The sequence below is a fragment of the Kribbella sp. VKM Ac-2571 genome, from assembly GCF_004362255.1.
Taxonomy (GTDB): Bacteria; Actinomycetota; Actinomycetes; order Propionibacteriales; family Kribbellaceae; genus Kribbella; species Kribbella pratensis.
Genome location: NZ_SNWS01000014.1, coordinates 88,484 through 114,268 on the forward strand (window position 1 = coordinate 88,484; position 25,785 = coordinate 114,268).

31 protein-coding genes are annotated in these 25,785 nt (G+C 68.3%); 20 read left to right on the forward strand and 11 right to left on the reverse strand.

Annotated elements, in window-relative coordinates; genetic code table 11:
* Positions 1-32: 32 nt before the first annotated feature.
* The gene (locus EV651_RS28000; RefSeq protein WP_133788244.1) at positions 33-1,154 is read left to right on the forward strand and encodes a CaiB/BaiF CoA-transferase family protein; all 1,122 of its coding nucleotides are present in this window, start codon (positions 33-35) and stop codon (positions 1,152-1,154) included.
* 12 nt (positions 1,155-1,166) lie between these two features.
* Positions 1,167-2,309 carry an acyl-CoA dehydrogenase family protein gene (locus EV651_RS28005; RefSeq protein WP_133788245.1) on the forward strand — a complete coding sequence of 381 codons (1,143 nt, stop codon included), beginning with the start codon at positions 1,167-1,169 and terminating at the stop codon, positions 2,307-2,309.
* 225 nt (positions 2,310-2,534) lie between these two features.
* Here the strand turns inward: EV651_RS28005 and EV651_RS28010 are convergent, their stop codons facing one another.
* Both EV651_RS28010 and EV651_RS28015 read right to left on the reverse strand, forming a co-directional pair.
* Positions 2,535-3,263: a GAF and ANTAR domain-containing protein gene (locus tag EV651_RS28010; protein WP_133788246.1), complete on the reverse strand. Its 729-nt coding sequence runs from the start codon at positions 3,261-3,263 to the stop codon at positions 2,535-2,537.
* Positions 3,263-4,048, reverse strand: coding sequence for a GAF and ANTAR domain-containing protein (locus EV651_RS28015; RefSeq protein ID WP_166658819.1), 786 nt, complete (start codon positions 4,046-4,048; stop codon positions 3,263-3,265). Before EV651_RS28015 ends, EV651_RS28010 begins: the two co-directional genes overlap by 1 nt.
* A gap of 274 nt (positions 4,049-4,322) precedes the next feature.
* On the opposite strand from EV651_RS28015, the gene EV651_RS28020 reads away from it, so the two are divergent.
* From EV651_RS28020 to EV651_RS28030, 3 genes are read left to right on the forward strand one after another with little or no spacing between them, the layout of a single operon-like run.
* Positions 4,323-4,919 (forward strand): sulfite oxidase-like oxidoreductase, encoded by a 597-nt coding sequence (locus EV651_RS28020; protein ID WP_133788248.1) that lies wholly within the window; start codon positions 4,323-4,325, stop codon positions 4,917-4,919.
* Positions 4,920-4,927: 8 nt separating this feature from the next.
* Positions 4,928-5,659: a ferredoxin reductase gene (locus EV651_RS28025; protein ID WP_238157241.1), complete on the forward strand. Its 732-nt coding sequence runs from the start codon at positions 4,928-4,930 to the stop codon at positions 5,657-5,659.
* Positions 5,656-5,916 (forward strand): DUF6510 family protein, encoded by a 261-nt coding sequence (locus tag EV651_RS28030; protein ID WP_133788250.1) that lies wholly within the window; start codon positions 5,656-5,658, stop codon positions 5,914-5,916. Before EV651_RS28025 ends, EV651_RS28030 begins: the two co-directional genes overlap by 4 nt.
* A gap of 442 nt (positions 5,917-6,358) precedes the next feature.
* Here the strand turns inward: EV651_RS28030 and EV651_RS28035 are convergent, their stop codons facing one another.
* Positions 6,359-7,090: a MerR family transcriptional regulator gene (locus EV651_RS28035; RefSeq protein ID WP_166658820.1), complete on the reverse strand. Its 732-nt coding sequence runs from the start codon at positions 7,088-7,090 to the stop codon at positions 6,359-6,361.
* Between the two features lie 62 nt (positions 7,091-7,152).
* Between EV651_RS28035 and EV651_RS28040 the strand changes: the two genes are divergently transcribed.
* The 5 genes from EV651_RS28040 to EV651_RS28060 all read left to right on the forward strand — a co-directional run bounded on the left by EV651_RS28040 (position 7,153) and on the right by EV651_RS28060 (position 13,889).
* A complete protein-coding gene (locus tag EV651_RS28040; RefSeq protein ID WP_133788252.1) occupies positions 7,153-8,370 on the forward strand; it encodes an acetyl-CoA C-acetyltransferase in 1,218 nt (405 codons plus the stop codon).
* Between the two features lie 5 nt (positions 8,371-8,375).
* Positions 8,376-10,544, forward strand: coding sequence for a 3-hydroxyacyl-CoA dehydrogenase NAD-binding domain-containing protein (locus EV651_RS28045; protein ID WP_133788253.1), 2,169 nt, complete (start codon positions 8,376-8,378; stop codon positions 10,542-10,544).
* 215 nt (positions 10,545-10,759) lie between these two features.
* On the forward strand, positions 10,760-12,043 hold the full coding sequence (locus EV651_RS28050) for an ABC transporter substrate-binding protein (RefSeq protein WP_133788254.1): 1,284 nt from the start codon (positions 10,760-10,762) through the stop codon (positions 12,041-12,043).
* Positions 12,040-13,005, forward strand: a complete 966-nt coding sequence (locus tag EV651_RS28055) for a carbohydrate ABC transporter permease (protein WP_133788255.1) — start codon at positions 12,040-12,042, stop codon at positions 13,003-13,005. Before EV651_RS28050 ends, EV651_RS28055 begins: the two co-directional genes overlap by 4 nt.
* On the forward strand, positions 13,005-13,889 hold the full coding sequence (locus EV651_RS28060; RefSeq protein ID WP_202870540.1) for a carbohydrate ABC transporter permease: 885 nt from the start codon (positions 13,005-13,007) through the stop codon (positions 13,887-13,889). The genes EV651_RS28055 and EV651_RS28060 overlap by 1 nt, the downstream gene beginning before the upstream one ends.
* Positions 13,890-13,934: 45 nt before the next feature.
* On the opposite strand, the gene EV651_RS28065 is transcribed toward EV651_RS28060, so the two are convergent.
* Both EV651_RS28065 and EV651_RS28070 read right to left on the reverse strand, forming a co-directional pair.
* Positions 13,935-14,288, reverse strand: a complete 354-nt coding sequence (locus tag EV651_RS28065) for a multidrug efflux SMR transporter (RefSeq protein ID WP_133788256.1) — start codon at positions 14,286-14,288, stop codon at positions 13,935-13,937.
* Between the two features lie 4 nt (positions 14,289-14,292).
* The gene (locus EV651_RS28070) at positions 14,293-14,613 is read right to left on the reverse strand and encodes a multidrug efflux SMR transporter (protein ID WP_133788257.1); all 321 of its coding nucleotides are present in this window, start codon (positions 14,611-14,613) and stop codon (positions 14,293-14,295) included.
* Positions 14,614-14,688: 75 nt separating this feature from the next.
* On the opposite strand from EV651_RS28070, the gene EV651_RS28075 reads away from it, so the two are divergent.
* Positions 14,689-15,039 carry a MerR family transcriptional regulator gene (locus EV651_RS28075; RefSeq protein ID WP_133788258.1) on the forward strand — a complete coding sequence of 117 codons (351 nt, stop codon included), beginning with the start codon at positions 14,689-14,691 and terminating at the stop codon, positions 15,037-15,039.
* Between the two features lie 21 nt (positions 15,040-15,060).
* On the opposite strand, the gene EV651_RS28080 is transcribed toward EV651_RS28075, so the two are convergent.
* Complete coding sequence (locus EV651_RS28080; protein WP_133788259.1) at positions 15,061-15,438, reverse strand: MerR family transcriptional regulator; 378 nt, start codon at positions 15,436-15,438, stop codon at positions 15,061-15,063.
* Between the two features lie 75 nt (positions 15,439-15,513).
* On the opposite strand from EV651_RS28080, the gene EV651_RS28085 reads away from it, so the two are divergent.
* Positions 15,514-16,242: an SDR family oxidoreductase gene (locus EV651_RS28085; protein ID WP_133788260.1), complete on the forward strand. Its 729-nt coding sequence runs from the start codon at positions 15,514-15,516 to the stop codon at positions 16,240-16,242.
* A gap of 34 nt (positions 16,243-16,276) precedes the next feature.
* Here the strand turns inward: EV651_RS28085 and EV651_RS28090 are convergent, their stop codons facing one another.
* A complete protein-coding gene (locus EV651_RS28090; protein ID WP_133788261.1) occupies positions 16,277-16,906 on the reverse strand; it encodes a class I SAM-dependent methyltransferase in 630 nt (209 codons plus the stop codon).
* Positions 16,907-16,916: 10 nt separating this feature from the next.
* Positions 16,917-17,273 carry a peptide deformylase gene (locus EV651_RS28095; protein ID WP_133788262.1) on the reverse strand — a complete coding sequence of 119 codons (357 nt, stop codon included), beginning with the start codon at positions 17,271-17,273 and terminating at the stop codon, positions 16,917-16,919.
* A gap of 139 nt (positions 17,274-17,412) precedes the next feature.
* Here EV651_RS28095 and EV651_RS41965 point away from each other — a divergent pair, with 139 nt between their 5' ends.
* Positions 17,413-17,922, forward strand: a complete 510-nt coding sequence (locus EV651_RS41965; protein WP_202870541.1) for a hypothetical protein — start codon at positions 17,413-17,415, stop codon at positions 17,920-17,922.
* Between the two features lie 190 nt (positions 17,923-18,112).
* Complete coding sequence (locus tag EV651_RS28105; RefSeq protein ID WP_133788263.1) at positions 18,113-19,060, forward strand: DNA glycosylase AlkZ-like family protein; 948 nt, start codon at positions 18,113-18,115, stop codon at positions 19,058-19,060.
* Here EV651_RS28105 and EV651_RS28110 read toward each other — a convergent pair.
* A complete protein-coding gene (locus EV651_RS28110) occupies positions 19,049-19,897 on the reverse strand; it encodes a nucleotidyltransferase domain-containing protein (RefSeq protein WP_133788264.1) in 849 nt (282 codons plus the stop codon). The genes EV651_RS28105 and EV651_RS28110 overlap by 12 nt on opposite strands.
* Positions 19,898-19,946: 49 nt before the next feature.
* Between EV651_RS28110 and EV651_RS28115 the strand changes: the two genes are divergently transcribed.
* Positions 19,947-20,324, forward strand: a complete 378-nt coding sequence (locus tag EV651_RS28115) for a YchJ family protein (protein ID WP_133788265.1) — start codon at positions 19,947-19,949, stop codon at positions 20,322-20,324.
* Between the two features lie 106 nt (positions 20,325-20,430).
* On the opposite strand, the gene EV651_RS28120 is transcribed toward EV651_RS28115, so the two are convergent.
* Complete coding sequence (locus EV651_RS28120; RefSeq protein ID WP_133788266.1) at positions 20,431-20,697, reverse strand: hypothetical protein; 267 nt, start codon at positions 20,695-20,697, stop codon at positions 20,431-20,433.
* On the opposite strand from EV651_RS28120, the gene EV651_RS28125 reads away from it, so the two are divergent.
* Complete coding sequence (locus EV651_RS28125; protein WP_133788267.1) at positions 20,690-21,109, forward strand: hypothetical protein; 420 nt, start codon at positions 20,690-20,692, stop codon at positions 21,107-21,109. The genes EV651_RS28120 and EV651_RS28125 overlap by 8 nt on opposite strands.
* Positions 21,110-21,152: 43 nt before the next feature.
* On the opposite strand, the gene EV651_RS28130 is transcribed toward EV651_RS28125, so the two are convergent.
* Positions 21,153-21,683 carry a YbhB/YbcL family Raf kinase inhibitor-like protein gene (locus tag EV651_RS28130; RefSeq protein WP_133788268.1) on the reverse strand — a complete coding sequence of 177 codons (531 nt, stop codon included), beginning with the start codon at positions 21,681-21,683 and terminating at the stop codon, positions 21,153-21,155.
* Between the two features lie 89 nt (positions 21,684-21,772).
* On the opposite strand from EV651_RS28130, the gene cobT reads away from it, so the two are divergent.
* The 4 genes from cobT to EV651_RS28150 are packed head-to-tail and all read left to right on the forward strand — an operon-like array spanning position 21,773 to position 25,769.
* The gene (gene cobT, locus EV651_RS28135; RefSeq protein WP_238157242.1) at positions 21,773-22,888 is read left to right on the forward strand and encodes a nicotinate-nucleotide--dimethylbenzimidazole phosphoribosyltransferase; all 1,116 of its coding nucleotides are present in this window, start codon (positions 21,773-21,775) and stop codon (positions 22,886-22,888) included.
* Positions 22,885-24,141, forward strand: a complete 1,257-nt coding sequence (gene cobA, locus EV651_RS28140) for a uroporphyrinogen-III C-methyltransferase (protein ID WP_133788269.1) — start codon at positions 22,885-22,887, stop codon at positions 24,139-24,141. The genes cobT and cobA overlap by 4 nt, the downstream gene beginning before the upstream one ends.
* Positions 24,138-24,941 (forward strand): RNA methyltransferase, encoded by an 804-nt coding sequence (locus EV651_RS28145; protein WP_133788270.1) that lies wholly within the window; start codon positions 24,138-24,140, stop codon positions 24,939-24,941. Before cobA ends, EV651_RS28145 begins: the two co-directional genes overlap by 4 nt.
* 24 nt (positions 24,942-24,965) lie before the next feature.
* Positions 24,966-25,769 (forward strand): helix-turn-helix transcriptional regulator, encoded by an 804-nt coding sequence (locus tag EV651_RS28150; protein ID WP_133788271.1) that lies wholly within the window; start codon positions 24,966-24,968, stop codon positions 25,767-25,769.
* Positions 25,770-25,785 lie beyond the last annotated feature (16 nt).

The window sequence follows — 25,785 nt, forward strand, 5'->3', positions numbered from 1 at the left end:
ACTGTGACAGTAGGACTGTCACAATAGTGCCTATGGGTCCACTCGAGGGCGTGAAGGTGGTCGAGCTGGCCGGCCTCGGTCCGGCGCCGTTCGCGTGCATGATGCTCGCCGAGCTGGGCGCCGACGTGCTGCGGATCGATCGCCCCGGTGGCGGCGTGTCGATGGGCCCGCCGGAGCTGGATCTCGTCAACCGCGGCCGTCGGAGCGCGGCCTTGGATCTCAAGCAGCCCGCCGCCGTGGACGTCGTACGGCGGCTGGTCGCGCAGGCCGACGTACTGGTCGAAGGATTCCGGCCCGGGGTGACCGAGCGGCTCGGGCTCGGCCCGGCGGACTGTCACGCGATCAATCCGCGGCTCGTGTACGGGCGGATGACCGGGTGGGGACAGGACGGTCCGCTCGCGCAGGCGGCCGGCCACGACATCGACTACCTCGCGCTGTCCGGCGCTCTGCATCTGATCGGGCGCGCCGACGGACCTCCGCAGGTGCCGGCGAACCTGCTCGGTGACTTCGCGGGCGGCTCGCTGTACCTCGTGATCGGCGTCCTCGCCGCCCTGAACGAGGCGCAGCGCAGCGGTCAGGGACAGGTCGTGGACGCGGCGATCGTGGACGGATCGGCGCACCTGACCACGATCCTGCTCGGGGCGCTCGCCGCCGGGTCGTGGCGGCAGGAGCGCGGGACGAACCTGCTGGACACCGGTGCGCCGTTCTACGACGTGTACGAGACCGCCGACGGAAAGCATGTCGCGGTCGGGGCGCTCGAGCCGCAGTTCTACGCCGAGCTGATCGGCAAACTCGGGCTGGACGCGCCCGACCGCAACGATCCGTCGCAGTGGCCGGAGCTGCGGAAAGTGCTGGCCGAGGCGTTCCGGCAGCGAACCCAGGCGGAATGGACGGAGCTGTTCGACGGCTCGGACGCCTGCGTCGCGCCGGTGCTGCCACTCGCCGGCGACCACCCGCACCTCGTTGCCCGAGGCACGTTCGTGGACCACCACGGCGTCCGGCAGGCGGCACCGGCACCGCGCTTCGATCGTACGCCGACCCGCCTGGACCGACCGCCCGCGCGACCGGGGGAGCACACCCGGGAAGCGCTGGCCGACTGGGGAATCACCGACATCGACACGTTGCTGGAGTCCGGCGCCGCCGTGCAGAACTGAGAGGAACCGCCCGTGGAACGTCAGCTGTTCGACGCCGATCACGACGCCTTCCGGGAGGCCGTCCGGTCGTTCTGCGACAAGGAGATCGTCCCGCACCACGACAGCTGGGAGGACGCCGGGATCGTCCCGCGGGAGCTCTGGACCGCGGCCGGCGCGGCGGGCCTGCTCGGCTTCATGATGCCGGAGCAGTACGGCGGGGGCGGCGTTCGTGACTTCCGCTTCAACACCGTGCTGATCGAGGAGCTGACCCGGGTTCGCGCCAGCGGGGTCGGCTTCACCATCCACACCGACATCAATTCGGCGTACCTGCTGGACTACGCGACCGACGAGCAGAAGGCGCGCTGGCTGCCTGCGTTCTGTTCCGGGGAGACGATCACCGCGATCGCGATGACCGAGCCCGGCGCCGGCAGCGACCTCCAGGGCATCCGGACCACCGCGCGGCGCGACGGCGACCATTACGTGCTGAACGGGCAGAAAACGTTCATTTCCAACGGGATTCTCGCCGATCTGGTGATCGTCGTGGCCAAGACCGACCCGGATGCCGGCGCGCAGGGGATCTCGCTGATCGTGGTCGAGCGGGGGATGCCTGGCTTCGAGCGCGGGCGGAACCTGGACAAGATCGGGCTGAAGGCGCAGGACACCGCAGAGCTGTTCTTCGACGATGTCCGGGTTCCCGTGGACAACCTGCTCGGCGAAGAGGGCAAGGGTTTCGTCTACCTGATGGAGAAGCTGCCGCAGGAGCGGTTGACGATCGCGGTGGTCGCGGCCGCCGCCTGCGAGAACATGCTCGAGGACACGCTGGCTTATGTGAAGAACCGCAAGGCGTTCGGCCGGCCGATCGGGTCGTTCCAGAACAGTCGATTCGTACTCGCGGAGCTCGCCACCGAGACCCAGATCGCCCGGGTGTTCGTCGACCGCTGCATCCAGGAACTCAACGCCGGCACGCTGAGCGTGGCCGAGGCCGCGATGGCGAAGTGGTGGACGACCGAGCTGCAGAAGAAGGTCGTCGACCGGTGCCTGCAGTTGCACGGCGGCTATGGCTTCATGACCGAGTACCCGATCGCGAAGGCCTACCTGGACACCCGTATCCAGACCATCTACGGCGGCACCACGGAGATCATGAAGGAGATCATCGGGCGAACGATGGGAGTCTAGACGCAGGGGAACCGTCGCACGGTGCGCACGCGGGTGGCGCCGTCACGACGGGTCCTGCGCCTGATCACCAGCCAGACGGTATGAGCGTCCTGTGCTGGGTCTCACCGTGTGTCGTGCGCAACCCCTCCGGCGGCGCGACACACCTGGCGCCGAGGTCTTGGGCATGCCCGAACAGGCTCGATCACCCTAACCCGTAAGTCATTAAGGCGCCACGGCCTGTGCCAACTACTCCGGCGACGGGGATGGGGTGAGATCCAGCCTGGCCTGGACGACGTCGTCGGCGACATCGGTCAGGCGACGGTTGTTGGCCCGGGCGTACGAACGCATCAAGGCGAAGGCCTCGTCGACATCCAGGTCGAGGCTGTGGCTGAGGAATCCCTTGGCCTGCTCGATCAGGATCCGGCTGTTCAGAGCGGTCTGGAGCTGCTCGGTGACGATCTCCTGGCGGGCCAGCGCGCGTTGGTGCACGATGCCGATCGTGGCCGCGTCGGCCAGCGCCTGCCCCAGGGTGATGGTGTCGGCATCCAGTTCCCCGGTGGTCCTGCTGAACAGATTCACCGCCCCGAGGACTGTGTCGCGCAAGCGCATCGGCAGCGCCTGCACCGAGAGGTAGCCGCCGCTGACAGCGGCCGCGGTGAAGCGGGGCCAGCGCCCTCGAGCGGTCCGCAGGTCCGGATGCTGCACCGAGTGCCCGGTGCTGAACGCGTCGAAACACGGGCCCTCGAGGTTCTGCAGCTGGTTCAGCTCGACCAGCCGGGCCTGTTCGGTGGAGGCCGCGACCAGGTTCAGCGCACCGTGATGATCGGCGAGGAGAATGCCACAGGCCGATACCCCCAGCAGCTCGCTGCATCGCGCGGCGAGCCGGTCCAAGAACTCGATGACGTCGAAGTCGTCGACAAGCGTGTCCGACAGTTCGATGAACACCTCGCGCACTCTGCGGTCGGATGCACTCATCAGTTCTCCTCCTCTTCCTTCTCGGCCGTTCCGGGGTCATTCAGCTGCGGCTTCGGCGGTGGATCGCCCCCTGGGGGCTCATCACCGTCGAGGTGCAGGCGATCGGCCATCACGTCGATGGCGATCTTGTACAACGGCAAACCACTGCTGTAGGCGTAGGCGCGAAGCCGGACCAGCGCGTCGGTGACACTGATGCGATGCTGGGAGGCGAGCCTGCCCGCAGCCTGGTGGACCTCGGCCCGGCGAGCGGTGAACGCAGCGTGGATCACCTGATCCAGGTCCGCGCTGACACCCTGGCGGTTGTCGAGGGCGAGCACGAAGAGCGCATCGGCGAACACCAACGCCTCCTCCAGTTGCTCGCGCTGCAGTGGTCCCGGCTCTCGCCGGTAAACGGTCAGTACGCCGACCCTCGCGGCGCCGGCGGCGACCGGGAACGCGAAGACGCCGCACATACCCCGTTGGACACCAGCCGCGGCGAACGCCGGCCATCGCCGGCCGGCCGCGACCCCTCCGAGGTCCGACTCGAGCACCGGTGCGGTGCTGGCGGAAGCATCACCGCTCGGCCCCTCACCGAGCGCGAACTGCAGCTCGTCCAGTTCACCGATCTCCGGACCCGTGGCCAGCACCGGCTCGAGCAGCCCGCCGTCGCGCGTCATCGCGAGCCCCGCGCCGGCCGCGGACAGCGCCTGTGCGCAGGCGGATACGGCGTGCGCCAGCGATGGGGGCGCGCCGTCCGAAACGGCTCTGATCGCCCCCCACACCCTCGCGCTACGGTCGTGATCCACCCAATCCGCCCATAATCGAACCGCCGGTGGGCGGAACCTCCACCCTAGCGGGATCGTCGAGATGTTGTTCATAGCGCGCGCCACCGAGAGACTCTGTGCGGCCACGCCATGTCCGGGCCCCCGGGTCCGCCTGTCCAGCCGCCTGATCATGACCGGTACCCGATGCGGCGATCCTCATCCGTGGTTCGGAGTCTAGTCGCGTGTCCGGCCCGCTGCTCTCCCCGCGCGCGGGGAGAGCGTGATTGACTTCGTCCAGGAGCCGAGGGAGGTCGTTATGGGCATCGTGTCGCCAGGATTCACCGGCCGGCGCGGGGGTGGGAAGGATCTGCCCCCGGGGCAGTACCTGACGCACGAGTTCCCGGTGCTGTCGGCGGGGCCGACCCCGCACATCCTGACCGATCACTGGGAGTTCACGGTCACCACGGAGACCGGCGAGAAGTACAAGTGGGACTGGGCGGCCCTGATGGCGCTGCCGTCGGAAGAGATCACCAAGGACATCCACTGTGTGACACGGTGGTCCAAACTGCAGACGGCCTGGAAGGGCGTGTCGCTCGACACGCTGCTCGCAGACGTCGAGACCGGCGCGGACTTCGCGATGGCGCACAGCTACGGCGGCTACACCACGAACGTGCCGCTCGACGACCTGCTCGACGGGCAGTCCTGGATCGCCTACGAGTACGACGGTGAGCCCCTGGACCCCGAGCACGGCGGGCCTGCGCGGCTGCTCGTTCCGCACCTGTACTTCTGGAAGAGCGCCAAATGGGTCCGGGGCCTGGTGCTGTCCGACACCGAGGACCTCGGCTTCTGGGAAACCGCCGGCTATCACGAGTACGGAGACCCATGGAAAGAACAGCGATACGCCGGCGACTGACCGCGCGCATGTCTTGGCAGATCGCCACGGTGACCGACGTACGGCGGGAGACCGGGACGGCTCGCACGATCGTGCTCGACGTACCGGACTGGCCGGGGCATCTGGCCGGGCAGCATCTCGACGTACGGCTGACCGCGGAGGACGGGTACCGGGCGTCGCGGTCGTATTCGATCGCGTCGGCCTGGGACGATTCGCACGCCTCGACGATCGAGTTGACCGTGGAACAGGTGCCTGGCGGTGAGGTGTCGCCGTACCTCGTCGACGTGCTGAAGGTCGGGGATCCGTTGGAGATCCGGGGACCGGTCGGCGGGTGGTTCGTGTGGACTCCCGAGCAGGAAGGGCCGGTGCAGCTGATCGGCGGGGGATCGGGCGTCGTCCCGTTGCGGGCGATGCTGCAGGCTCATGCGGTCGCCGGCACGACGCCGGCGCGGTTGCTGTACTCCGTGCGGCGCCCGGAGTCGGTGATCTACGTGGGCGATCTGAAGGAGCTCGCCGCGTCGGGCGATGTCGACGTACGGCTCGTGTACACGCGGGAGGCGCCGGCCGGGGAGCCTCGGGTGGGGCGGATCGACGCGGAGCTGATCGAGCAGTACGCGTTCAAGCCCGAGGACGGCGCGACGACGTACGTGTGCGGGCCGACGCCGTTCGTCGAAACAGTGGCGAACCTGCTGGTCGCGGCCGGGCACGATCCGGCCCGCGTCAGAACCGAACGCTTCGGCCCGACAGGAGGACCTCGATGAGCAACTACTTGGACGGCAACGCGGCCGCGGGGGCCTTGAGTGAACTGTTCGCGGTCGACCTCACGGCAGCCGTTGCCCAGTGCAACGGCTGCGGCAACACCACCGTCTTCGCCGAGTCCCGCGTGTACGTCGACGCCCCCGGCACAGTCGCCCGCTGCGCCGGCTGCGACACAGTCCTGCTCCGCGTCGTAACCACCCCCACCAACACCTACCTGGACCTCCGAGGCCTCACCTACCTCCGCATCCCCAACTCATAGGACCCCGCGTGTGTGAACACCCTCTGGTGCCAACACATACGCAATAACCTGTCCAACCATCCCGCCACACCGGCCCACCCCCAACCCCACCCTCCCCGCCCAACACCGCCTCCCGCCCAACGCCACCTCCCCTCCACACCACCGGGGCGTGAACGCGGGCTGTTGTGGGGGTGCCCCGGCGTGGTGGGGGCAGTGAACAGGTAATTGCAGGTGCAGTGCCCCGACAACCTGTGCAACGCCTCGTGATGTGGTGGGGACGGGCGGCGCGTGGGCGGAGGGCTGGGGATGGGCGTGTGTCTGGGCGAACGGAGCCTGTTGTTGGGGGTGCGCCGGCGTGGTGGGGGCGGTGAACAGGTAATTGCAGGTGCAGCGTCCCGAGAACCTGTGCAACGCCCCGCGATGCGGCGGACGCGGGCGAGGGGCGGGGATCAGCGGGGGTGGGTTAGCGGGGTTTTTGTTGGGTTCGGCGGATGGTGTCTCGTTGGGTTTCGCCTACGGCTCGTTCGTAGGCGAGGACCAGGCCTTGGATGGTGACTGGTTTGAAGCGTTCCACCAGTTGCTGGATGTGTTCCGGGGGGCCGCCGGAGTCGCGGTAGTGGGGCCAGACCTTGGTGCGGAACACCTCGGTGAGTTCCTCGGCGATCGCGCGGCCGTGCTCGGTGAAGATCCGGCCGGCGTCGAGCACCGCCTCGACCGGGAGATCCAGGTCGAGCAGTTCGACGCCGAGGCTCAGATGGGCGGTCGCGACCTGGAACACGTCCTCGTCCGGCGTCGGTTCGACCACCCCGAGCGCCACCAGCATCTCGATGTCGTCGTCGTTCAGCTCCCGGCCGGTACGCCGTACCAGTGCCGCGCGATCAAGCGTTTCCGGGAGATCGCGCATCCACGGCGTCAGCAGCGTCCGGTGCAGCGCGATGTCCTGCGGTGTCGCATCGGCGGGGATCCGGTCCAGGTAGCCCTCGATCGCCTGCAGCGTGAACCCGTGCGCCTGCAGCTCTCGCACCAGGTCGAGCCGCGCGATGTGCTCCGGCCCGTAGTACCCGACCCGGCCGCGCCGGATCGGCGGCGGAATCAGCCCCCGCCCTGCATAGAACCGTAACGTCCGCACTGTCATCCCGACCCGAGTCGACAATTCGTCGACCGTCAGGGTCGCGTCCCCCGCCACTTCCGACATGGCGGAGATCATAACGAGTCCCCCTTGACCACCGTGACAGCACGACTGTCACAATCGGCCGTATGACCGAAGCCTTCCTGTACGACGCGATTCGGACACCGCGCGGCAAGGGCAAGCCGACCGGTGCGCTGCACGAGGTCAAGCCGATCCAGCTGATCACCGGACTGCTGCAGGAGCTGCGGACCCGGCATCCCGAGCTGGATCCGGCCGCCGTCGACGACGTGGTGCTCGGGGTCGTGACGCCGATCGGCGACCAGGGCATGGACATCGCACGGACCGCCGTACTGATGGCCGGCTATCCCGAGACGACCGGTGGTGTCCAGTTGAACCGCTTCTGCGCCTCGGGTCTCGAGGCGGTCAACCAGGCAGCGCAGCGGGTGCGGTCCGGGTGGGAGGACTTCATCCTGGCCGGCGGCGTCGAGTCGATGTCGCGCGTGAAGATGGGCTCCGACGGCGGCGCCTGGGCGATGGACCCGGAGACCGCCCTCGAGACCGGCTTCATCCCGCAGGGCATCAGCGCGGACCTGATCGCGACCATCGACGGTTTCTCCCGGACCGACGTCGACGCGTACGCCGCCGAGTCGCACGCGCGGGCCGCGAAGGCGTGGGCGAACGGGTACTTCGCGCGTTCCGTCGTGCCGGTGGTGGATCGCAACGGCCTGCGGATCCTCGACCACGACCAGCTCGTCCGGCCCGGGACGTCCGTCGAGACGCTGGCCGGGCTGCCGTTGTCGTTCGCGGCGATCGGGGAGCACGGCGGGTTCGACTCGGTCGCGCTGGAGAAGTACCTGACCGTCGAGCGGATCTCGCATGTGCACCACGCGGGCAACTCGTCGGGGATCGTCGACGGTGCGGCCCTGGTTGCTGTCGGCAACGAGAAGGCCGGCGAGGCGCTCGGCCGGGCGCCCCGCGGCCGGGTGGTCGCGACCGGCGTCAGCGGCGCGGATCCGACGATCATGCTGACCGGCCCGGCGCCGGCCGCCCGCAAGGCGCTGGCCAGGGCCGGGCTCGAGGTCGACGACATCGACCTGTTCGAGATGAACGAGGCGTTCGCGGCCGCGGTCATGCATTTCATGAAGGATCTCGGCGTACCGCACGAGAAGGTGAACGTGAACGGCGGCGCGATCGCCCTCGGCCATCCGCTGGGCGCCACCGGCGCGATGCTGATCGGAACCCTGCTGGACGAGCTGGAGCGCCGCGAGCTCCGCTACGGACTGGCCACCTTGTGCGTCGGCGGCGGCATGGGCGTCGCGACCATCATCGAAAGGCTCCCAGCGTGAACAGCATGATCGAGTGGAAGAATGACGCCGGCGTCGTCACGCTGACGCTCAACGATCCGTCGGCCTCGGCCAACACGATGAACGACGCGTACGTCGAGGCAATGGGCCGGACTGTAGAACGCCTGGTCGCCGAGAAGGCCCTGATCAAGGGCGTGATCGTGACGTCGGCGAAGTCGACGTTCTTTGCCGGCGGCAACTTGCAGCAGCTGTCGCAGATCCAGCCGTCGGACGCCGCGCAGGTGTTCGAGACGATCGAGGAGGTCAAGCGGCAGCTCAGGACCCTGGAGACGTTGGGTGTCCCGGTCGTTGCCGCGATCAACGGATCCGCCCTCGGTGGCGGGCTCGAGATCGCGCTCGCCTGCCACCACCGGATCGTTGCCGACGACAACCGGATCGAGCTCGGGGTACCTGAGGTGACGCTCGGCCTGCTGCCCGGCGGCGGGGGAGTGACCCGCACGGTCCGGATGCTCGGGCTGCAGGACGCGCTGATGAAGGTGCTGCTGCAGGGCCAGCGGATGAAGCCGGCGCACGCGTTGAGCGTCGGGATCGTCGACGAGGTCGTGCCGGCTGGGGACCTGCTCGACGCGGCCCGCCGGTGGATCGCGGCGTACGACGGCGATGCCAAGCAGCCCTGGGACCGCGATGGGTACAAGCTCCCGGGTGGTACGCCGTCCTCGCCGAAGCTGGCCGCCTTCTTGCCCGCCTTCCCGGCGAACCTGCGCAAGCAGCTCAAGGGCGCGCCGTACCCGGCGCCGCGGGCGATCATGAGCGCCGCGGTCGAGGGCAGCCAGGTCGACTTCGAGACCGCCTCCCGGATCGAGTCGCGATACTTCGTCTCGCTGGCGACCGGGCAGATCGCGAAGAACATGATCCAGGCGTTCTTCTTCGACCTGCAGTCGATCAACGCGGGCGGGTCGCGGCCCGCCGGCGTACCGAGGTATTCCGCGCGCAAGGTCGGTGTGCTCGGCGCGGGGATGATGGGCGCGGGGATCGCCTATGTGTGCGCGAAGGCCGGTCTCGAGGTTGTGCTCAAAGATGTTTCTTTGGAGGCGGCTGCGCGCGGAAAAGAGTATTCCGAGAAGCTGCTGGCGAAACAGGTCGCAAAGGGAAGGACTTCGGCCGAACAGGTCGCGGAGTTTCTCGGCCGGATCACGCCGACCGGCGACCCGAACGACCTGGCCGGCTGCGACCTGGTGATCGAGGCCGTGTTCGAGGACGGCGGGCTCAAGCAGAAGGTGTTCGCGGAGATCGCCGACGTGGTCGAGCCGGACGCGCTGCTCTGCTCGAACACCTCCACGCTGCCGATCACCGCGCTCGCCGACGGCGTCGACCGGCCGGACGCCAACATGGTTCAACGCTTCATTGGCATGCACTTCTTCTCGCCGGTCGACCGGATGCCGCTGGTCGAACTGATCGTGGGGGAGAAGACCTCGGACCGGGCGATCGCGCAGGCGTACGACGTCGTACGGCAGATCAAGAAGACGCCGATCGTGGTCAACGACAGCCGTGGTTTCTTCACATCGCGGGTGTTCGGGACGCTCGTCATGGAAGGCGCCGCGATGGTCGCCGAGGGGGTCGACCCGGTGATGATCGAGCGCGCCGCGACCCAGGCCGGGTTCCCGGCGCCGCCGCTGGCGATGCTGGACGAGGTGACGCTGACGCTGCCGCAGAAGATCCGGGACGCGGCGCGGGCCGCGGGTGACAGTGCGGGCGCGTTCGACGACCACCCTGGGATGGCGGTGACCGACCGGCTCGTCAACGAGTTCGGCCGGCGCGGCAAGGCGGCCGGTGCGGGGTTCTACGACTACCCGGCCGACGGCCCGAAGCAGCTGTGGCCCGGGTTGCGGGAGCACTTCGGTGCCGGTTTCGGTGCCGATTTCGATGCCGGCGTCCCGCTCGTCGATCTGCAGGAGCGGATGCTGTTCGCGATGGCGCTCGAGACGGTGAAGTGCCTGGACGAGGGCGTCTTGCGCTCGGTGCCGGACGCCAACATCGGGTCGATCTTCGGCATCGGATTCCCGCCGCTGCACGGCGGCGCATTGCAGTACGTGAACGCCTATGGTGTGCAGAGGTTCGCAGAGCGTGCACGCGAGTTGGCAGCGACGTACGGCGCCCGCTTCGAGCCGCTCGCACTGCTGGACCGGAAGGCGGCGGCGGGCGAGATCTTCGGCTGATCACGGGCCGATACCAACTCAAGCAAATTCCACACATTCGAACAAATAACAGCGCGCCCGGTCTTGCGCCGGGCGCGCTTTTGAGCCATTGTGCTGCCACTTCTACAACGATTGACTTGCAGTACCGTGTGCCAGAACTCGGAGATGCTTAACACCGTTAAGTACCTCGGAACCGTGCGTCCCCTGCGACGTTCCCTCTCGGGAAGGTGGAATTCATGCCTGCTCATGTTCCGAACGCCGGACTTTCCCGGCGCGACCTGCTCAAGCGGACCGGCGGCCTGGCCGCCCTCGCCGCATTCACCGCGGCCTGTGGTGGCAACACCGGCCGACCGTCGTCCGGAGGGGGAAGCGGCGGCTCGAAGCCGAACCTGTCGCAGTGGTATCACCAGTACGGCGAGACCGGGACCCAGCAGGCGGCGCTGAAGTACGCCAAGGCGTACCCCGACGCGAACGTCGCAGTGCAGTGGACGCCGGGTGACTACGACGCCAAGCTCGCGTCCGGCCTGCTGTCCAGCAAGGGCCCGGACGTCTTCGAGGGCCACTTCAACATCAGCATGGTGAAGAGCAACCAGGTGGTGGCGCTGGACGACATCATGGCCGACGTCAAGGACGACTTCCAGCCTGGCGACCTGGCCACGAACACCCTGGACGGCAAGATCTACGGGATCCGGATGATCATCGACCCGCAGGTCATCTACTACAAGAAGAGCCTGCTGGACAAGGCCGGGATCAAGCCGCCGGAGACGATCGACGACCTGATCTCCGCAGCAAAGGAACTCACCACGAACAAGGTGAAGGGCATCTACGTCGGCAACGACGGCGGCAACGTCATGGGCGGTCCGGCGCTGTACTCGTCCGGCGGGGAGTTCCTGACCAAGGACAACAAGCCCGGTTTCACCGGCGATCGCGCGGCCCAGGCCTTCGGCAAACTGCACGAGCTGTACGCCAGCAAGAGCATCCTGCTCGGTGCGCCCACGGACTGGTGGGACCCGACCGCGATCAACCAGGGCCTGGTCGCGATGCAGTGGATCGGGATGTGGGCGGTGCCGGGCATGCAGAAGGCGCTCGGTGACGACATCGGCGTGATCCCGTTCCCGAAACTCGACGCGCAGGCCAAGCCGGCCGTGTACTCCGGCGGCTGGACGCAGTTCGTGTCGGCCAAGAGCGCGAACGTCGAGGCGGCGAAGAAGTACGTCAAGTGGCTGTGGATCGACAAGTCCGAGTACCAGGAGGACTGGTCGCTGAACTACGGCTTCCACATCCCGCCGCGCAAGAGCCTCGCGGCCAAGGCCTCCAAGCTGCAGAGCGGCGTCGCCGCCGACACGGTCAAGCTGACCCAGGACTACGGCTACACCGACAACCCGGCCTGGACGCCGAAGATGGGTACGGCGTTCACCGACCTGCTCACCAACGTCATCAAGAAGGGAGCTGACCCAGCTGCCGAGATTGCCAAGGCCGAGAAGACCGTCAACGGCGAGCTGACGCGGTTGTTCGGATGAGCGCTCCGGCCAAGACGTCCGCGAGCCCCGCCGCCACTGAGGAGCGGCAGGGAACGCGGCGTCGACGTCACAAGGGCATCGCCGGGAACACCTTGTGGTTCTGGGTGTTCGTCGGGCCGTTCGTGCTCGGACTGCTGTTCTTCTCCTACCTGCCGATCCTGTGGAGCCTGATCCTCAGCTTCTTCGAGGCGTACAACACCGCGACACCGTCGAACTTCGTCGGGCTGCGCAACTACGTCGACATGCTCACCGACCACAACTTCCTGTCCAGCCTGGGCACGTTCACGATCTTCGCGGTGTTCATCGTGCCGCTGACGTTCGTGCTCTCGCTGGCGCTGGCGTTGCTGGTCAACCAGGTGAAGATCGCGCGGGCGTTCTTCCGGTCGGTGTTCTTCCTGCCGACCGCGTGCTCGTACGTCGTCGCGTCGCTGATCTGGAAGCTGTCGATCTTCAACGGTGTCCGGTTCGGTCTCGCGAACACGGTGCTCAGCTGGTTCGGCGTCGAGAACATCGCCTGGCTGTCGACGGTCGACCCGCCGTGGTACTGGCTCCCGCTGGTGACGGTGCGGTTGTGGCTGCAACTCGGGTTCTACATGATCCTGTTCATCGCGGGGCTGCAGCGGATCTCGCCGACGTTGTACGAGGCGGCGTACGTCGACGGGGCGAAGCCCGGGTGGCAGGTCTTCCGGTACATCACGTTGCCGCAGTTGCGGGCGACGTCGGTCGCCGTACTGATCCTGAACCTGATCGCGGCGTACCAGGCGTTCGACGAGTTCTACAACCTGCTCGGGCCCGGCGTGAACTACGCCCGGCCCCCGCTGGTCTACCTCTACAGCATCTCGCTCGGTTCGATCCAGGACCTCGGCCACGGCTCGGCAGGTGCCCTGATCCTTGCCACGATCATCATGATCGTGACATTGCTGCAGAGCCGGATCCTCGGCTTCGGAAAGGCGGGCGACTGATGGCTGTCTCCGAGCGTACGACGGGAACGCCGCAGCCGATCGGCTTCAGCAAGAGCCGGATGGGGCGCGTCGGGACGGCGCTGCGGTGGATCGCGTTGTTCATCGCGGTCGTGCTGTTCCTGCTGCCGTTCTATCTGATCCTGCGCAACGCACTGTCCGCCGAGGCCGACATCACTTCGCCGGACTGGACCCTGTTCCCGTCGCATCTGCAGTGGGGCAACCTCGGCGAGCTGTTCCGCGACACCGAGGTGCCGATCGCGCGAGCTCTCTACAACTCCGCTGTGGTCGGGATCCTGGGCACGGCGGGACAGTTGCTGCTGGCATCGATGGCGGGGTACGGGCTGGCCCGCATTCCCTATCGGCACGCGGACAAGATCTTCTACGCGATCGTCGCGACGCTGATGATCCCGGGTGCGGTGACGTTCATCCCGTCGTTCATCGTGGTGTCGTCGCTCGGGTGGGTGTCCTCGCTGCGCGGCCTGATCATTCCGACCTTGTTCAGCGGGTTCGCGGCATTTCTTTTCCGGCAGTATTTCCTCGGATTTCCGCGGGAGCTCGAGGAGGCCGCGCGGGTCGACGGCGCCGGGTACTTCGGGGTGTTCTGGCGGATCGTCGTACCGAACTCCCTGCCGTTCTTCGCGGCCCTCGCGGCGATCACGTTCATCGGCAACTGGAACTCGTTCCTGTGGCCGCTCGTGATCGGCCAGGACTCGTCGTCGTGGACGATCCAGGTGGCGATGTCGACGTTCGTCACCGCCCAGACCATCAACATCCACGAACTGTTCATGGCGGTGGCCGTCTCGATCCTCCCGCTGGTCCTGATCTTCGCCTTCCTCCAGCGCTACCTGATCCAAGGCGTCACCCAGTCCGGCATCAAGGACTGACCCGAACCGGCGGGGAGTCCACCAGGCTCCCCGCCACCTGGAGTGTCAGTCGGGTTGGCGGTCGGCTAGTTTCAGGTAGATGACGCCGGTGATGATGACGGCCAGCCAGAGGGTTTTGGTGGGGGTGAGGGATTCGTCGAAGAAGACCGGGCCCAGGAGGGCGGCGCCGGCTGAGCCGAGGCCTGCCCAGGTGGCGTAGCCGATGCTGACCTCGATGGTGCGTAGGGCCTGGCTGAGGGCCCAGAGGGTGAGCAGGAAGAACACGCCGGCCGCGACGGACCACTGCCAGACGGTGAAGGCGTGACTGCCGCCGACCGAGAGCGCGTAGCCGACCTCGAAGGTGCCGGCGAGCAGCAGCGTGAACCACGCGGTGCGGGACGACTGAGGCTTGGCGTTCATGCGATCACGATCCGTTCGAGAGTTGGAGCCCGACGACGCCGCCGATGACCAGGGCGATACCGATGGCCTTGTGCCAGGTCAGTTTCTGGCCGAAGAGGAGCGCGCCGAGCAGGGTGATGCCGACTCCTGCGAGCGAGGTCCACAGCGCGTAGCCGACGCCGACGTCGAACGTGAGGAGGGCGCGGCTGAGGAAGTACGTGCCGAGTCCGCCGGTGACGAGGGTCGCGGCGGTCCAGCCGCGGTGTTCGAAGCCTTGCGCCTTGCCGGCGGAGATCGCCACGGCGATCTCGAACACGACGGCGATCGCGAGGTAGAGCCAGTGCATGAAAGTTCCCTCCAGGAATAGTGCGACCGCTTGAGGGTGGAACTTCACACTGGTGTCAAGTGCAAGACTGGGCGCATGAGGATCGGAGAGCTCGCCGCGGCCACCGGCGTGAGCACACGCTCCTTGCGGTACTACGAGGAGCAGGACCTGATCCGCTCGAGTCGCACCCCGGGCGGGTGGCGCGACTTCGACGAGTCGATGGTCGAGCGGGTTGTGATGATCCAGCACCTGTTCGCGGCCGGGCTCGGCAGTGCCGTCATCGGTGAGCTGTTGCCGTGCCTCGACGCGCCAACCGAAGAGCGCACCGGCGTACTGGAGGTGCTGCTCGCCCAGGAGGTGCAGCGCCTCGAGGCGAAACGCCGCGAGATCGACCGCGAACTCGACGTACTCCAAGCGCTACGCCAAGAAACCGTCGTGCCCCGCTAAGAGGCCGCCTTCCCGGAGCTCTTACGGATGCGTGTCCGTGATCCCGATGACTTCGTCGAGGCGGTCCAGGGCGGCCTGCAGGTCGTCGACCTTGGCCTGGATGCGTTCGCGCTCGGCGCGCAGCATGGCTCGCTGCTCGGCGTCGGTGTGCCCGGATTCCCAGCAGGGCAGGAGCTCCGCGATCCTCTGGCTGGTCAGGCCGGCGGCGTACATCTGCTGGAAGAAGCGCACCAGGGTGACGGCATCCTGCCGGTAGAGGCGCTGGCCCGACGGGCTGCGTTCCGGTGTGAGCAGCCCCTGCTGCTCGTAGTAGCGCACGGCGCGGACCGAGACGCCGGCGCTCCGCGCCACCTCGCCGATGCGGAGCACCCGCTCGGTCGGCGTCTCCGTGACGGTCATGGTGACTCCTCTCACATCGGTTCCGACGGCCAGCACTTGCCTCTGACGTCAACGTCAGGTTTTAGCGTACCGGGCATGGACATCAACAACTCAGTTGCCCTTGTCACCGGAGCCAACCGCGGCCTGGGTCGCGCCTTCGCCCAGCGTCTCCTCGATCGGGGCGCGCGCAAGGTCTACGCCACGGCTCGCCGTCCGGAGAGTGTGGACCTGCCCGGCGTGGAGGTGCTGGCCCTCGACGTCACCGACCCCGCGTCCGTGCGGGCAGCGGCCGCCGCAGCTCCCGACGTCTCGCTGCTTGTCAACAACGCGGGCATTCAGACGGGCACCGACCTCGTGACCGGTTCCCTGGACACGATCCGGCTCGAGTTGGAGACCAATATGCTCGGCCCCCTGGGGCTGATCCGGGAGCTGGCGCCGACCCTCGCCAGGAACGGCGGGGGTGCGATCGTGAACGTCCTGTCCGCGATGTCATGGTTCGGGACCGCCGGCGGCCACGCCTACCACTTGAGCAAGGGCGCCGCGTGGGCCATGACCAACAGCGTCCGCCTCGAGCTCGCCGAGCAGGACACCATCGTGACGGGCGTGCACCTCGGCCTGGCAGACACCGACATGGCGGCCGGCTGGCCCGTGGACAAGATCGCGCCGTCGGACCTGGCCGACGCTGCGCTCGACGGTGTCGAGGCGGGCGCCGCCGAGGTCCTCGCCGACCAGTGGAGCAGGGACGTCAAATCCCGGCTGTCGCTGTCGCCCGAAGAGTTCAACGCCGCGATGGACCGCGCCCTGGCAACGCTGACGACCGCCTGACCTGTCGCTTTCCGGAACATAACCGTCGGCGGATTCAACTGGTGGCAGTTATGTTCCGGAAAGCCCAGAAGAGCGTGTGCCCACCCGACCCTTCAGGGACGAAGGATTCGGCGTCTATGGTGAAGCCGGCCGCCGTGAGCCAGCTGCGGTACGTCGCTGCGTCGGTGTGGCTCCACCACATGGGAGCGCCACCGCCCAGCCAGTTGTCGTCGGTGCCGGTCCACGCGGTGTGGCCCGTCGTACAGAGAAAGCACCCACCGGGCCGCAGCCACGTGGCGATCCGCGCGAGGAGTTGCTGCTGTTCGTCCAGCGGCAGGTGGATCAGTGCGTAGAGCGAGACAACGGCATCGAACGACTCGGGTGGGAACTCGAGCGACATGGCGTCGGCGTTGACGAATTCGGCCTGCGGTACGAGTTCGCGGGCGCGGCTGATCTGGACCTCGCTGATGTCCACGCCCATCACGTGGTGCCCGGCGGCCGTGACTGCGCGTGCCACGGGTACGCCGCTGCCGCATCCCACGTCGAGCACCCGGCTGGTGGTCCCGAGCCGCGCGATCAGCTCGTCGATCCAGGACCGGTACTTCGAGTTGGCGCCGGTGGCGTCGTCGTACCGGCGCGAGAGCACGTCGTACCCACGCCGTACGACCTGCTTCGGATCCTCCACGCCACGGACGCTAGCCCGTTGAGCGCAGCGCGGCGAGTTGATTCTCGCGGCCGGCGCGGTGATCCAGCACGGACGGGCGGCGGTCGGCTGATTGAGCCAGGGTCTGAGCACGGACGCCAGGGGAGAGGTGGTCGACGTAGACGGTGCCGCCGAGGTGTTGGGTTTCGTGGATCAGGCAGCGGGCGAAGTAGCCGGTGGAGTCGAGCGTGAACGGGCGGCCGTTGACGTCGTACGCGTGCAGCGTCGCGCGGGCGGGGCGGTCGAGCGGCGCGTTGGCGCCGGGCACGGACAGGCAGCCTTCGGTGCCGCGCTGGGTGCCGACCAGGGCAGGCGCGGTCTCGATCCGCGGGTTGAACGCGTGCCCGATGTGGCGATCGCCCTTCCCCCGCCTCGAGGAGTAGTTGCGTCGGTCGGGGGAACCTTCTCGGGGGTTGCCGCGTCAGCGGGGAAGATGCCATTCGCAGCAGGCACAAGTTCGCGCCTGGCCCCCCGAGTGTGGAGCTTCCATGACCGACCGCCCAGCGGAGCCGGATCCCCGCCCCGCCGTACCCCGAGCACCCGCCCCCGGGTATGGGCAGCAGCCCACCTCCGGCTCTCCCCAATCAGGTGCCGCCCAGCACCCGTGGCAGACCACCGCCTATCCGCAACAGCCCGCTCCGCCCGCGGGCCACGGGTACCCGCAGCATCTCTGGCCGGAGCACGCGCAGCAGCCTGTTGCCGCCGTGCCGTCCGGAGTCGATCGGCCGATGGGCTCGGCCGTGCCGGGCGTCCTCGCGCTGTTGGTCGGACTGGCCGGGCTGGTCGCGCCATTCCTGCCGTTCTCGAACCTCATCGACCGGTTCCCGGTCCGCCAGTACCTGGCCTTCCCGTTCGCCCTACCGGCCCTGGCTCTCGCGGTCGCAGGGCTCGCCGGCAACCGCCGCGGAAAGCCAGCGGCAGCTATCGGGCTCATCCTCGCGCTTCTCGCCCTGGGCGTCGGCGCGATCATGGTCTACAACTACGACTTCCGAAGCTGACTGCACGGTCCCGAGATCGTCAGGCAGTGCCCCTCGGGCAGGACCAGGGTGAACGTACGGCGGGACCACGGTGTGTCCTCGGGCGGCGTCGACCCCGACCAGACTGGCTGCGAGGGGGCTGTCTGCAACATGCCGGGTGCTCCTCGAAATCAAGTCAGGCGGTGGCGTGTTTTCTGGCTACGGTCGGGTTATGCGGATTGTTACGCGGGAGCAGGCCATTGCCTACCGGCTGCGGGTCAACAATCTGGTTGATCGTCTGCCGCCGGGCTCGCACGAGAGGGCGGCGTACGTCGGGTTGCAGGACACTGCGCCGCGGGACGCGTTGCTCGGGTTGCATGCGCGGATGGCGGGGTGTTCGCCGGCGGACTGGGAGGACCCGTCGCTGATCCAGACGTACAGTCCGCGGGCGGCGGTGTACGTGTTGCCGCTGCGGGACTTCGGGGTGTTCACGCTGGGGCGGATGCCGCTGGATTCGCGGCGGATCGACGTACTCGCGGAAAACGTGTGCCGGACGCTGGCTGGGCAGGAGCGACGGGGGGCCGGGATCCACGGGCTGCGTGAGGCGTGTGCGAGTGGGCGGATCGCGGTGCGGTGGGACACCAAGTCGTTGTGGGCACGTGAGGTGCCGCGACCGGACATCGACGTGGCCGACGCGCGGCTGGAGCTCTGCCGGCGGCACGCTCATTGCTTCGGGCCCACAACGCCAAAGGTTTTCACGTGGTGGTCGGGGATGTCGCCGGCCGATGCGCGCGCGGTCTGGGATGCGATCGCCGATGAGTTGGTCGAGGTCGATTTCGACGGCGTACCCGGCTGGGTACTTCGGGACGACGCGGACCGTCTGTGGTCCGCGGAACCGCCGCGTGGGCTGCGGTTGCTGGCGGCACCGGACCTGCGGCTGTTCGGCCGCGACCGCGACGGCCGGTTCATCGCGCCCGGTCTGCGGACCCTCACGGCGGCGGCCGATTCCTTCCATCCCAACGGTTTGCTGATCGACGGGCGGATTGTCGGTGCGTGGGGCCGGAAAGGAGGCCACGTCGACGTGGTGCTGTCGGAGAAGCTCAGTCAGGAGCAGTACGGCGACCTGTGCGCGGAGGTGGCGACCCTGCCGGTTCGAGATCCGCGGCTCTCAGTCCGCTGACTCGAGCGGCTTGCGGTCGCTGTGGAAGGTGGCGCGTAGAAGGTTGACGTCGACTTCGGGGAGGTGGAGTTCGACGAGGTCGAAGGTCTCCTCGATGAGGTCGTGCAGGGTCTGCGCGCCCTCAGGGGCGGGGCGGTCGAAGACGGCGCGGATGCGGGCGGCGAGGGATGGTGGCGCCAGGGGGAGGTCGAGCGCGTCGAGGCGTTTGAAGGCGAGCACGTGACCGCTGTACCGGCCGTTGAGCGCATACAGGACGTTGAGCAGTTGGTTGGTCATGCGCACGAACTCGCGCGCGACCAGCAGCGGGTTGTCGCGCTCGAAGAACATCCGCCAGCGCCAGAACTTCTCGATGTTCCCGTTGTGCCGTACGACGGCGAGCGCCAGGTCACGTGGGTACGTCGCTACGCGCTCCTGCCAGCGTGCGACGAGCTCCGCCCGCGGCCCCATCACCTCGCGTCCGTCGATGATCCCCTGAGCCAACTGCATGACCTGGCCATTGGGTTTGCCCGTGAGCAGCTCGTCCAAGGCGCTCTCGACCGTCTGCGTCAAAGTGTGCGCAACCTCGACCATGAGTCCGCCCAAGGACAGCTGGTCGTCCCACGGCGGACCGTCGATGTTCACCAACCGCACCTCGGCTGCCCCCGCCACCGCGAGACGCTCAGCACTCGTCGGCGGCCGTCGCCAGAACACGCCGACCTCGACATCCGACCAGCGATCCGCGTCGCCACGGGCAGTCGAGCCACCCAGCATCACCGCGTCGACGCCGTCCACAGCGGCGTACCAGTCGAGAACGGGCCGCACCATCTGCCGTCGCCAGCGTGCCGCCTCGGTCACCATCACCGCAGTAGATCACGGGGGCGGCCGACGGATCGGGGACAATCGGCACATGCCAGTTCCCACCTGCCCCTGCGGACAAGACCTGCCGTACGACGACTGCTGCGGCCGCCTGCACCGCGGCGAAGCGACGGCCACCACGGCAGAGCAGCTGATGCGGTCCAGGTACGCCGCCTTCGTGATGCACGATGCGGCGTACCTGCGCCGGACCTGGTCCCTCACCACCCGCCCGGCCACCATCGACTTCACCCCAGACCAGAAATGGACCGGTCTCGAAATCGTCGGCACCACCGGCGGCAGCCCGTTCCACAGCGAAGGCACCGTCGAGTTCCACGCCCACTACACCCGCAACGGCCGCCCCGGCATCCAATCCGAAAACAGCACCTTCACCCGCGAAGCCGGCGAATGGGTGTACGTCGCAGCTCTGTGAGGCTCGCAGCCGGAGCGCAGCGGGGTATACGTTTGGCACCGGCGGGGTGACAATGACCCCGTGCGGTGCTGGGGGCGGTGCCGCGAGGGGGAGCAATGGGGATTGTTCACGCGTGGCGCGGTGCGAAGCTCGTAGCAGCCACCGGGGTGCTCGTCATGTGTGCGGGCTGCGTCATCAACGCGCCCACCGCGTCACCGACCAGCGCACCGCCGCCGACAGCACCTGCGCCGACAGCACCTGGGCCGACAACACCCGTGGCGACCAGCAGCTCACCAGTGCGTCCGCCGGTCAGCACCCCACCCAGCGCATCGACTCCGGCCAGGTTGACCGGGCCAGGGACGTACACGTTCTCGTACCAAGGGGCGGTGGGCACGATTCAAGTGCCTGCGAACATCATGGACCCGCGATTGGAGCGGTACGGCGACTATCGCCGACTGGCGAAGGCGCGACCGATCACGTACCTGATCGCACAGGTCGACAACAGGTCCGACGACACGATCACCATGTACGAGGTCGTTGTGGTGACAGCCGACGGGCAGCAGATCGAGGCGACGTCCATCAGCGATTACGTCGACATCTGGCGCGATGCGTTCGCGGGTGAGGGCAGCGATGTGACGAAGTACAACCTCGGTATCGAGCTGTCGAACTCGAGCAACTTCTATCTGCATCCGGGCGCGAAGGGGACAGCGATCCTCGGTGCCAAGGAGCCGATCAAGACCGTCAAGCGGGTCTTTGTGTACCCCGCGGGCGCCTTCGACCGGGTCGAAGCTCGGAGGACCAGCTAGGGCGGGTGGGGAGCCGGCTCGGTGGAGGCGACTCCCCTCGGAGCTACTCCGGGATCTGGTAGGTCGGGGTGAGGATGGCTCGGGCGAGGGTGTGGAAGGCTAGGTTGAAGCCGACTACCGCGGGGGAGGCGTCGGAGTCGACGTCCAGGGCTTCTACGTCGATGGCGTGGACGACGAAGTAGTAGCGGTGGGTCTGGTCGCCTGCGGGTGGGGCGGCGCCGCCGAAGGACTTGGTGCCGAAGTCGTTGCGGACGTGGAAGGCGCCGTTGTCGAGGCGTTCGGTGGTGCCGGCACCGGTGGGGAGCTCGGTGACGGTGGCCGGGAGGTTGACCAGGACCCAGTGCCAGAAGCCGGAGACGATCGGGGCGTCCGGGTCGTAGCAGGTCACGACGAACGCCTTCGTCTCCGCCGGGAACCCGGACCAGCTGAGCTGCGGCGACGTGTTGCCGCCCGCGAACGCGTGGTCGTCGGACAGCGGCTCGCCGTCGGCGACGTCGGTGCTGGTGACGGTGAACGAACCGACCTCCGGGAGGAGTTTGTACGGGTCCGGTGCGACGGGACGATCGAGCGACATCTGTGAGCCCTCCGGGATCTCGCGGGATGTGGTGATTCCGACATTACTGTCCACATCCCGTCGGTCCGTCCCAGGGCACACACTCGGGGATGCGAAGATCGGAGCGGTACGACGGGTCCGTCGGCCGGACCGGTGGACGGGAACGGATGGAGGACGCGATGGACGGCGCGCTGGAGGAGTACCTGGAGCGGATTGCTCCGGCGGATTCCGGAGCGATGCGAGCGGCCGAGGAGCGGCATGCGCAGCTGACGAAGCCGGCCGGGTCGCTCGGTGTGCTCGAGGAGCTGTCCGTGAAGGTGGTCGGGATGACCGGAACGCAGGCAGTACCGGCCCCGGCCGTGGTGTCGGTGTTCGCGGCCGATCACGGCGTCCATGCGCAGAACGTGTCCCCGTGGCCGCAGGAAGTGACTGCCGCGATGCTGGCGAACTTCGCCGGCGGCGGCGCGGCCGTGAACGCGTTCGCGAAGAACAACGGCGTAGATGTCCGCGTCGTCGACGTCGGCGTCGCCACCCCGGTCGAGCAGCTGGACATAGTGCACGCGAAGGTCCGCCCGGGCACGCGTGACCTCTCGCAGACCGACGCGCTGACCGACGACGAGGCACGGGCAGCGATCGCGGTCGGATTCGACCTGGCTGACCAGCTGGTCCGAGACGGGTACCGCTGCCTCCTGACCGGCGACATGGGCATCGCCAACACCACCGCTTCGGCAGCGCTGATCGCGACCTTCACGGGCGCGACCGCAGATGCCGTCACGGGTCGCGGGACGGGCATCGACGACGCGGCGCTCGCCCACAAGACGGGCGTCGTACGGGGTGCTCTCGCGCTCCACGCCGTACCGCCCACCGAGCCGTTGAAGGCTTTGCAGGCGTACGGCGGTCTGGAGCATGCTGCTCTCGCCGGGTACATCCTCGGCGCAGCGGCCAACAAGGTCCCGGTGATCCTGGACGGCGTGATCGCCGGGGCGGCCGCGCTCGTGGCGCAGGCGTTCCACCCGGCCGCCATCGACTACTGCGTCGCCGGCCACCGGTCCGCCGAGCCCGGGCACGCGGTTGCGCTCAAGCAGCTCGGCCTGCAGCCGCTGGTCGACCTGGACCTGCGGCTCGGCGAGGGGACCGGCGCGGTGCTCGCGTACCCGATCCTGACCTGCGCGGTCCGTGCGCTCGCCGAGATGGCCACGTTCGAGGACGCGGGGATTTCTTCGTGACAAACCAGTACCTGTCCGGTCTCGTCCTCGAAGGACGGCGCGTGGTCGTCGTCGGCGGCGGCGGTGTCGCCCAGCGACGGTTGCCGCGGCTGATCGAATCCGGGGCGCAGATCGACCTCATCTCGCCGTCGATCACGCCGACGATCGAGGGGCTGCTCGGCAACCCGTCGCTGACCTGGATCGAGCGCGGGTACGCCGCCGGTGACCTCGACGGGGCCTGGTACGTCGTAGTCGCGACGGACGATGCCGCGGTCAACGATCAGGTGTCGGCGGAGGCGGAGGAACGGCGGATCTTCTGCGTGCGATCCGACGACCGGTCCCGCGCCACCGCGTGGACGCCGGCGTCCGGGCAGCACGACAACGTGACGATCGGCGTCCTCGGCGGTGGCGATCACCGCCGGTCGGCCGCCGTACGCGACGCGATTCTCGAAGGGTTGCGGACCGGTGAGCTGGCGGCGCGGGACGCGGACCGGCGGCCCGGGGTGTACCTGGTCGGTGGGGGACCGGGCGACCCGGATCTGATCACCGTGCGCGGGCGGCGGTTGCTGGCCGAGGCGGATGTGGTGGTCGCGGATCGGCTGGCGCCGCAGCAGTTGCTGGACGAGCTGCATCCTGACGTCGAGCTGTTCGACGCGGCGAAGTTGCCGCGGGGGCGGGCCGCGCAGCAGGAGGAGATCAACCGGATCCTGGTGGAGCACGGCCAGCAGGGGAAGGTCGTCGTACGGCTCAAGGGTGGGGATCCGTACGTGTTCGGGCGCGGGTTCGAGGAGGCGCTGGCATGCGCGGCGGCCGGGGTCCCGTGGACCGTGGTGCCGGGGATCACGAGCTCGATCTCGGTGCCGGCGGTGTCCGGGATCCCGGTGACGCATCGCGGGGTCACGCACGAGTTCACGGTGGTTTCGGGGCACATTCCGCCGTCGCATCCGGATTCGCTGGTGAACTGGGACGCGTTGGCGCAGTTGCACGGGACGCTGGTCTTGCTGATGGCGGTGGAGAACCTGCCGGCGATCGCGTCCCGCTTGATCGAGGGTGGTCGCCCGGCGAAGACGCCGGCGGCGGCGATCGCGGACGGCACGCTTCCCGGGCAGCGGATGGTCACGTCGGACCTCGCCGGGATCGCGCAGGCGATGGCGGACGAGGGCGTCGGCGCACCGGCGATCGTTGTCATCGGCAACGTGGTGGAGGTAGCTGCCCGGTCGACCGCGGGGGAAGGCGTGGGAGACGGCTCGGGATCGGGCGTGGAGTCGGCGTGACGCTGGTGCCGGTCGGGGACGCCGGCGACGCCAGGCTTTCCGATTACGTTCGGTTGCGGGAGGTCAGTCTTCGGCGGCTCCTCGAAGAAGAGCATGGGCTGTTCATCGCCGAGGGGGACAAGGTGATTCGCCGGGCGGCGGACGCCGGGTACGAGCCGCGGTCGTTCCTGCTGGCACCGCGGTGGCTCGACTCGTTGCAGGACGTGCTCGAGAAATGGCCGGACAAGCCGGTGTACGTCGTCTCGGAGGAGCTGGCCGAGCAGGTCACCGGGTTCCACGTGCACCGCGGCGCGCTGGCGTCGTACAAGCGTCTGCCCGCCGTACCGCTGCCGGACCTGCTGACGGACGACGTACGGCGGATCGCGATCTTCGACGAGATCGTTGACCACACCAACGTCGGAGCCGGGTTCCGCGCCGCGGCCGCGCTCGGCGTCGGCCTGGTCCTGGTGACGCCGACGTGCGCCGACCCGCTGTACCGGCGCTCGATCAAGGTGTCGATGGGGACCGTCTTCCAGGTCCCGTGGACCCGCCTGCAGAGCTGGCCCGGCGACCTGCGGCACCTGCAGGACCGCGGGTACGTCGCCGCCGCGATGGCGCTCGCCGACGACTCGATCACGCTCGACGAGCTCGCGGACCGCAAGGACGACAAGCTCGCGCTGATCTTCGGCACCGAAGGCCACGGCCTCAAACCGCACGTCCTCGAACAAGCAGACCTCACCGTACGCATCCCGATGGCCGGCGGTGTCGACTCCCTCAACGTGGCATCCTCAGCAGCAGTAGCGTTCTACGCCACCCGCTGAGGGTGACGAAGTAGTCTGAGCGGCATGCGAGCGGTGGACGACCTCGGCGCCTTCCTGCGTGCTGAGCGGGCTCGGGTGGAGCCGGGTGCGGTGGGGCTGCCGGCCGGTCGGGACCGGCGGGTCGCGGGACTGCGGCGCGAGGAGGTCGCCGTGCTGGCTGTGGTCAGCGCCGACTACTACACGCGGCTCGAGCAGGGCCGCGAGCGGAACCCGTCAGCGCAGGTGCTCAACGGGATCGCGCACGCGCTCCGGCTGGACGCGGATGCGCGCGCCCACCTGTTCAGGCTCGCCGGGTTGAGCCCGACGCCACGACTCGGTGCTGCCCGGGATCAGGTCCATCCGGCGTTGCTGCAGTTGCTCGACAACTTCCCTACGGCGGCGGCCTACGTGCTGAACCCGGCGTACGAGATCCTCGCGGCGAACCGGATCGCCGAGGCGCTGCTGGCGCCGTTCGGGATGACGAACATGCTGCGGATGATGTTCGAGCATCCCCAGGCACACGCGATCTTCGGCGACTGGGAGACGGTGGTACGGCGAGCCGTGTACGCCGTCCGCTTCAACGCCGGGACGTATCCGGACGACCCCGAGATCAAGGCCCTGGTGAGCGATCTGCTGCCGCGGGACGAATTCCGGGTGATCTGGGAGGACCAGACGGCGCGAGGCCTGAGCCGCGCCTACAAGATCTTCCACCACCCGACGGCCGGCCGGATCGAGCTGATCTATCAGACGTTCGACGTCCGCGCCGCGCCCGGCCTGCAACTGCTCGTGGGTACGGCGGAACCCGGCAGCGCCGGCGCCGAAGCGCTGTCCGGCCTGGCTCCGGCCTGAACTTCCTGGGTGCAGC

Bases quoted from the DNA above. Each gene is read 5' to 3' on its own strand.
- EV651_RS28045 (WP_133788253.1), top strand. From the start codon at position 8,376: ATGATCGAGTGGAAGAATGACGCCGGCGTCGTCACGCTGACGCTCAAC.
- EV651_RS28040 (WP_133788252.1), top strand. From the start codon at position 7,153: ATGACCGAAGCCTTCCTGTACGACGCGATTCGGACACCGCGCGGCAAG.
- EV651_RS28060 (WP_202870540.1), top strand. From the start codon at position 13,005: ATGGCTGTCTCCGAGCGTACGACGGGAACGCCGCAGCCGATCGGCTTC.
- EV651_RS28010 (WP_133788246.1), bottom strand. From the start codon at position 3,263: ATGAGTGCATCCGACCGCAGAGTGCGCGAGGTGTTCATCGAACTGTCG.
- EV651_RS41965 (WP_202870541.1), top strand. From the start codon at position 17,413: ATGACCGACCGCCCAGCGGAGCCGGATCCCCGCCCCGCCGTACCCCGA.
- EV651_RS28150 (WP_133788271.1), top strand. From the start codon at position 24,966: ATGCGAGCGGTGGACGACCTCGGCGCCTTCCTGCGTGCTGAGCGGGCT.
- EV651_RS28110 (WP_133788264.1), bottom strand. From the start codon at position 19,897: ATGGTGACCGAGGCGGCACGCTGGCGACGGCAGATGGTGCGGCCCGTT.
- EV651_RS28080 (WP_133788259.1), bottom strand. From the start codon at position 15,438: ATGACCGTCACGGAGACGCCGACCGAGCGGGTGCTCCGCATCGGCGAG.
- EV651_RS28075 (WP_133788258.1), top strand. From the start codon at position 14,689: ATGAGGATCGGAGAGCTCGCCGCGGCCACCGGCGTGAGCACACGCTCC.
- EV651_RS28085 (WP_133788260.1), top strand. From the start codon at position 15,514: ATGGACATCAACAACTCAGTTGCCCTTGTCACCGGAGCCAACCGCGGC.
- EV651_RS28070 (WP_133788257.1), bottom strand. From the start codon at position 14,613: ATGCACTGGCTCTACCTCGCGATCGCCGTCGTGTTCGAGATCGCCGTG.
- EV651_RS28030 (WP_133788250.1), top strand. From the start codon at position 5,656: ATGAGCAACTACTTGGACGGCAACGCGGCCGCGGGGGCCTTGAGTGAA.
- EV651_RS28050 (WP_133788254.1), top strand. From the start codon at position 10,760: ATGCCTGCTCATGTTCCGAACGCCGGACTTTCCCGGCGCGACCTGCTC.
- EV651_RS28130 (WP_133788268.1), bottom strand. From the start codon at position 21,683: ATGTCGCTCGATCGTCCCGTCGCACCGGACCCGTACAAACTCCTCCCG.
- EV651_RS28020 (WP_133788248.1), top strand. From the start codon at position 4,323: ATGGGCATCGTGTCGCCAGGATTCACCGGCCGGCGCGGGGGTGGGAAG.
- EV651_RS28000 (WP_133788244.1), top strand. From the start codon at position 33: ATGGGTCCACTCGAGGGCGTGAAGGTGGTCGAGCTGGCCGGCCTCGGT.
- EV651_RS28065 (WP_133788256.1), bottom strand. From the start codon at position 14,288: ATGAACGCCAAGCCTCAGTCGTCCCGCACCGCGTGGTTCACGCTGCTG.
- EV651_RS28115 (WP_133788265.1), top strand. From the start codon at position 19,947: ATGCCAGTTCCCACCTGCCCCTGCGGACAAGACCTGCCGTACGACGAC.
- EV651_RS28105 (WP_133788263.1), top strand. From the start codon at position 18,113: ATGCGGATTGTTACGCGGGAGCAGGCCATTGCCTACCGGCTGCGGGTC.
- EV651_RS28025 (WP_238157241.1), top strand. From the start codon at position 4,928: ATGTCTTGGCAGATCGCCACGGTGACCGACGTACGGCGGGAGACCGGG.
- EV651_RS28035 (WP_166658820.1), bottom strand. From the start codon at position 7,090: ATGTCGGAAGTGGCGGGGGACGCGACCCTGACGGTCGACGAATTGTCG.
- EV651_RS28055 (WP_133788255.1), top strand. From the start codon at position 12,040: ATGAGCGCTCCGGCCAAGACGTCCGCGAGCCCCGCCGCCACTGAGGAG.
- cobT (WP_238157242.1), top strand. From the start codon at position 21,773: ATGCGAAGATCGGAGCGGTACGACGGGTCCGTCGGCCGGACCGGTGGA.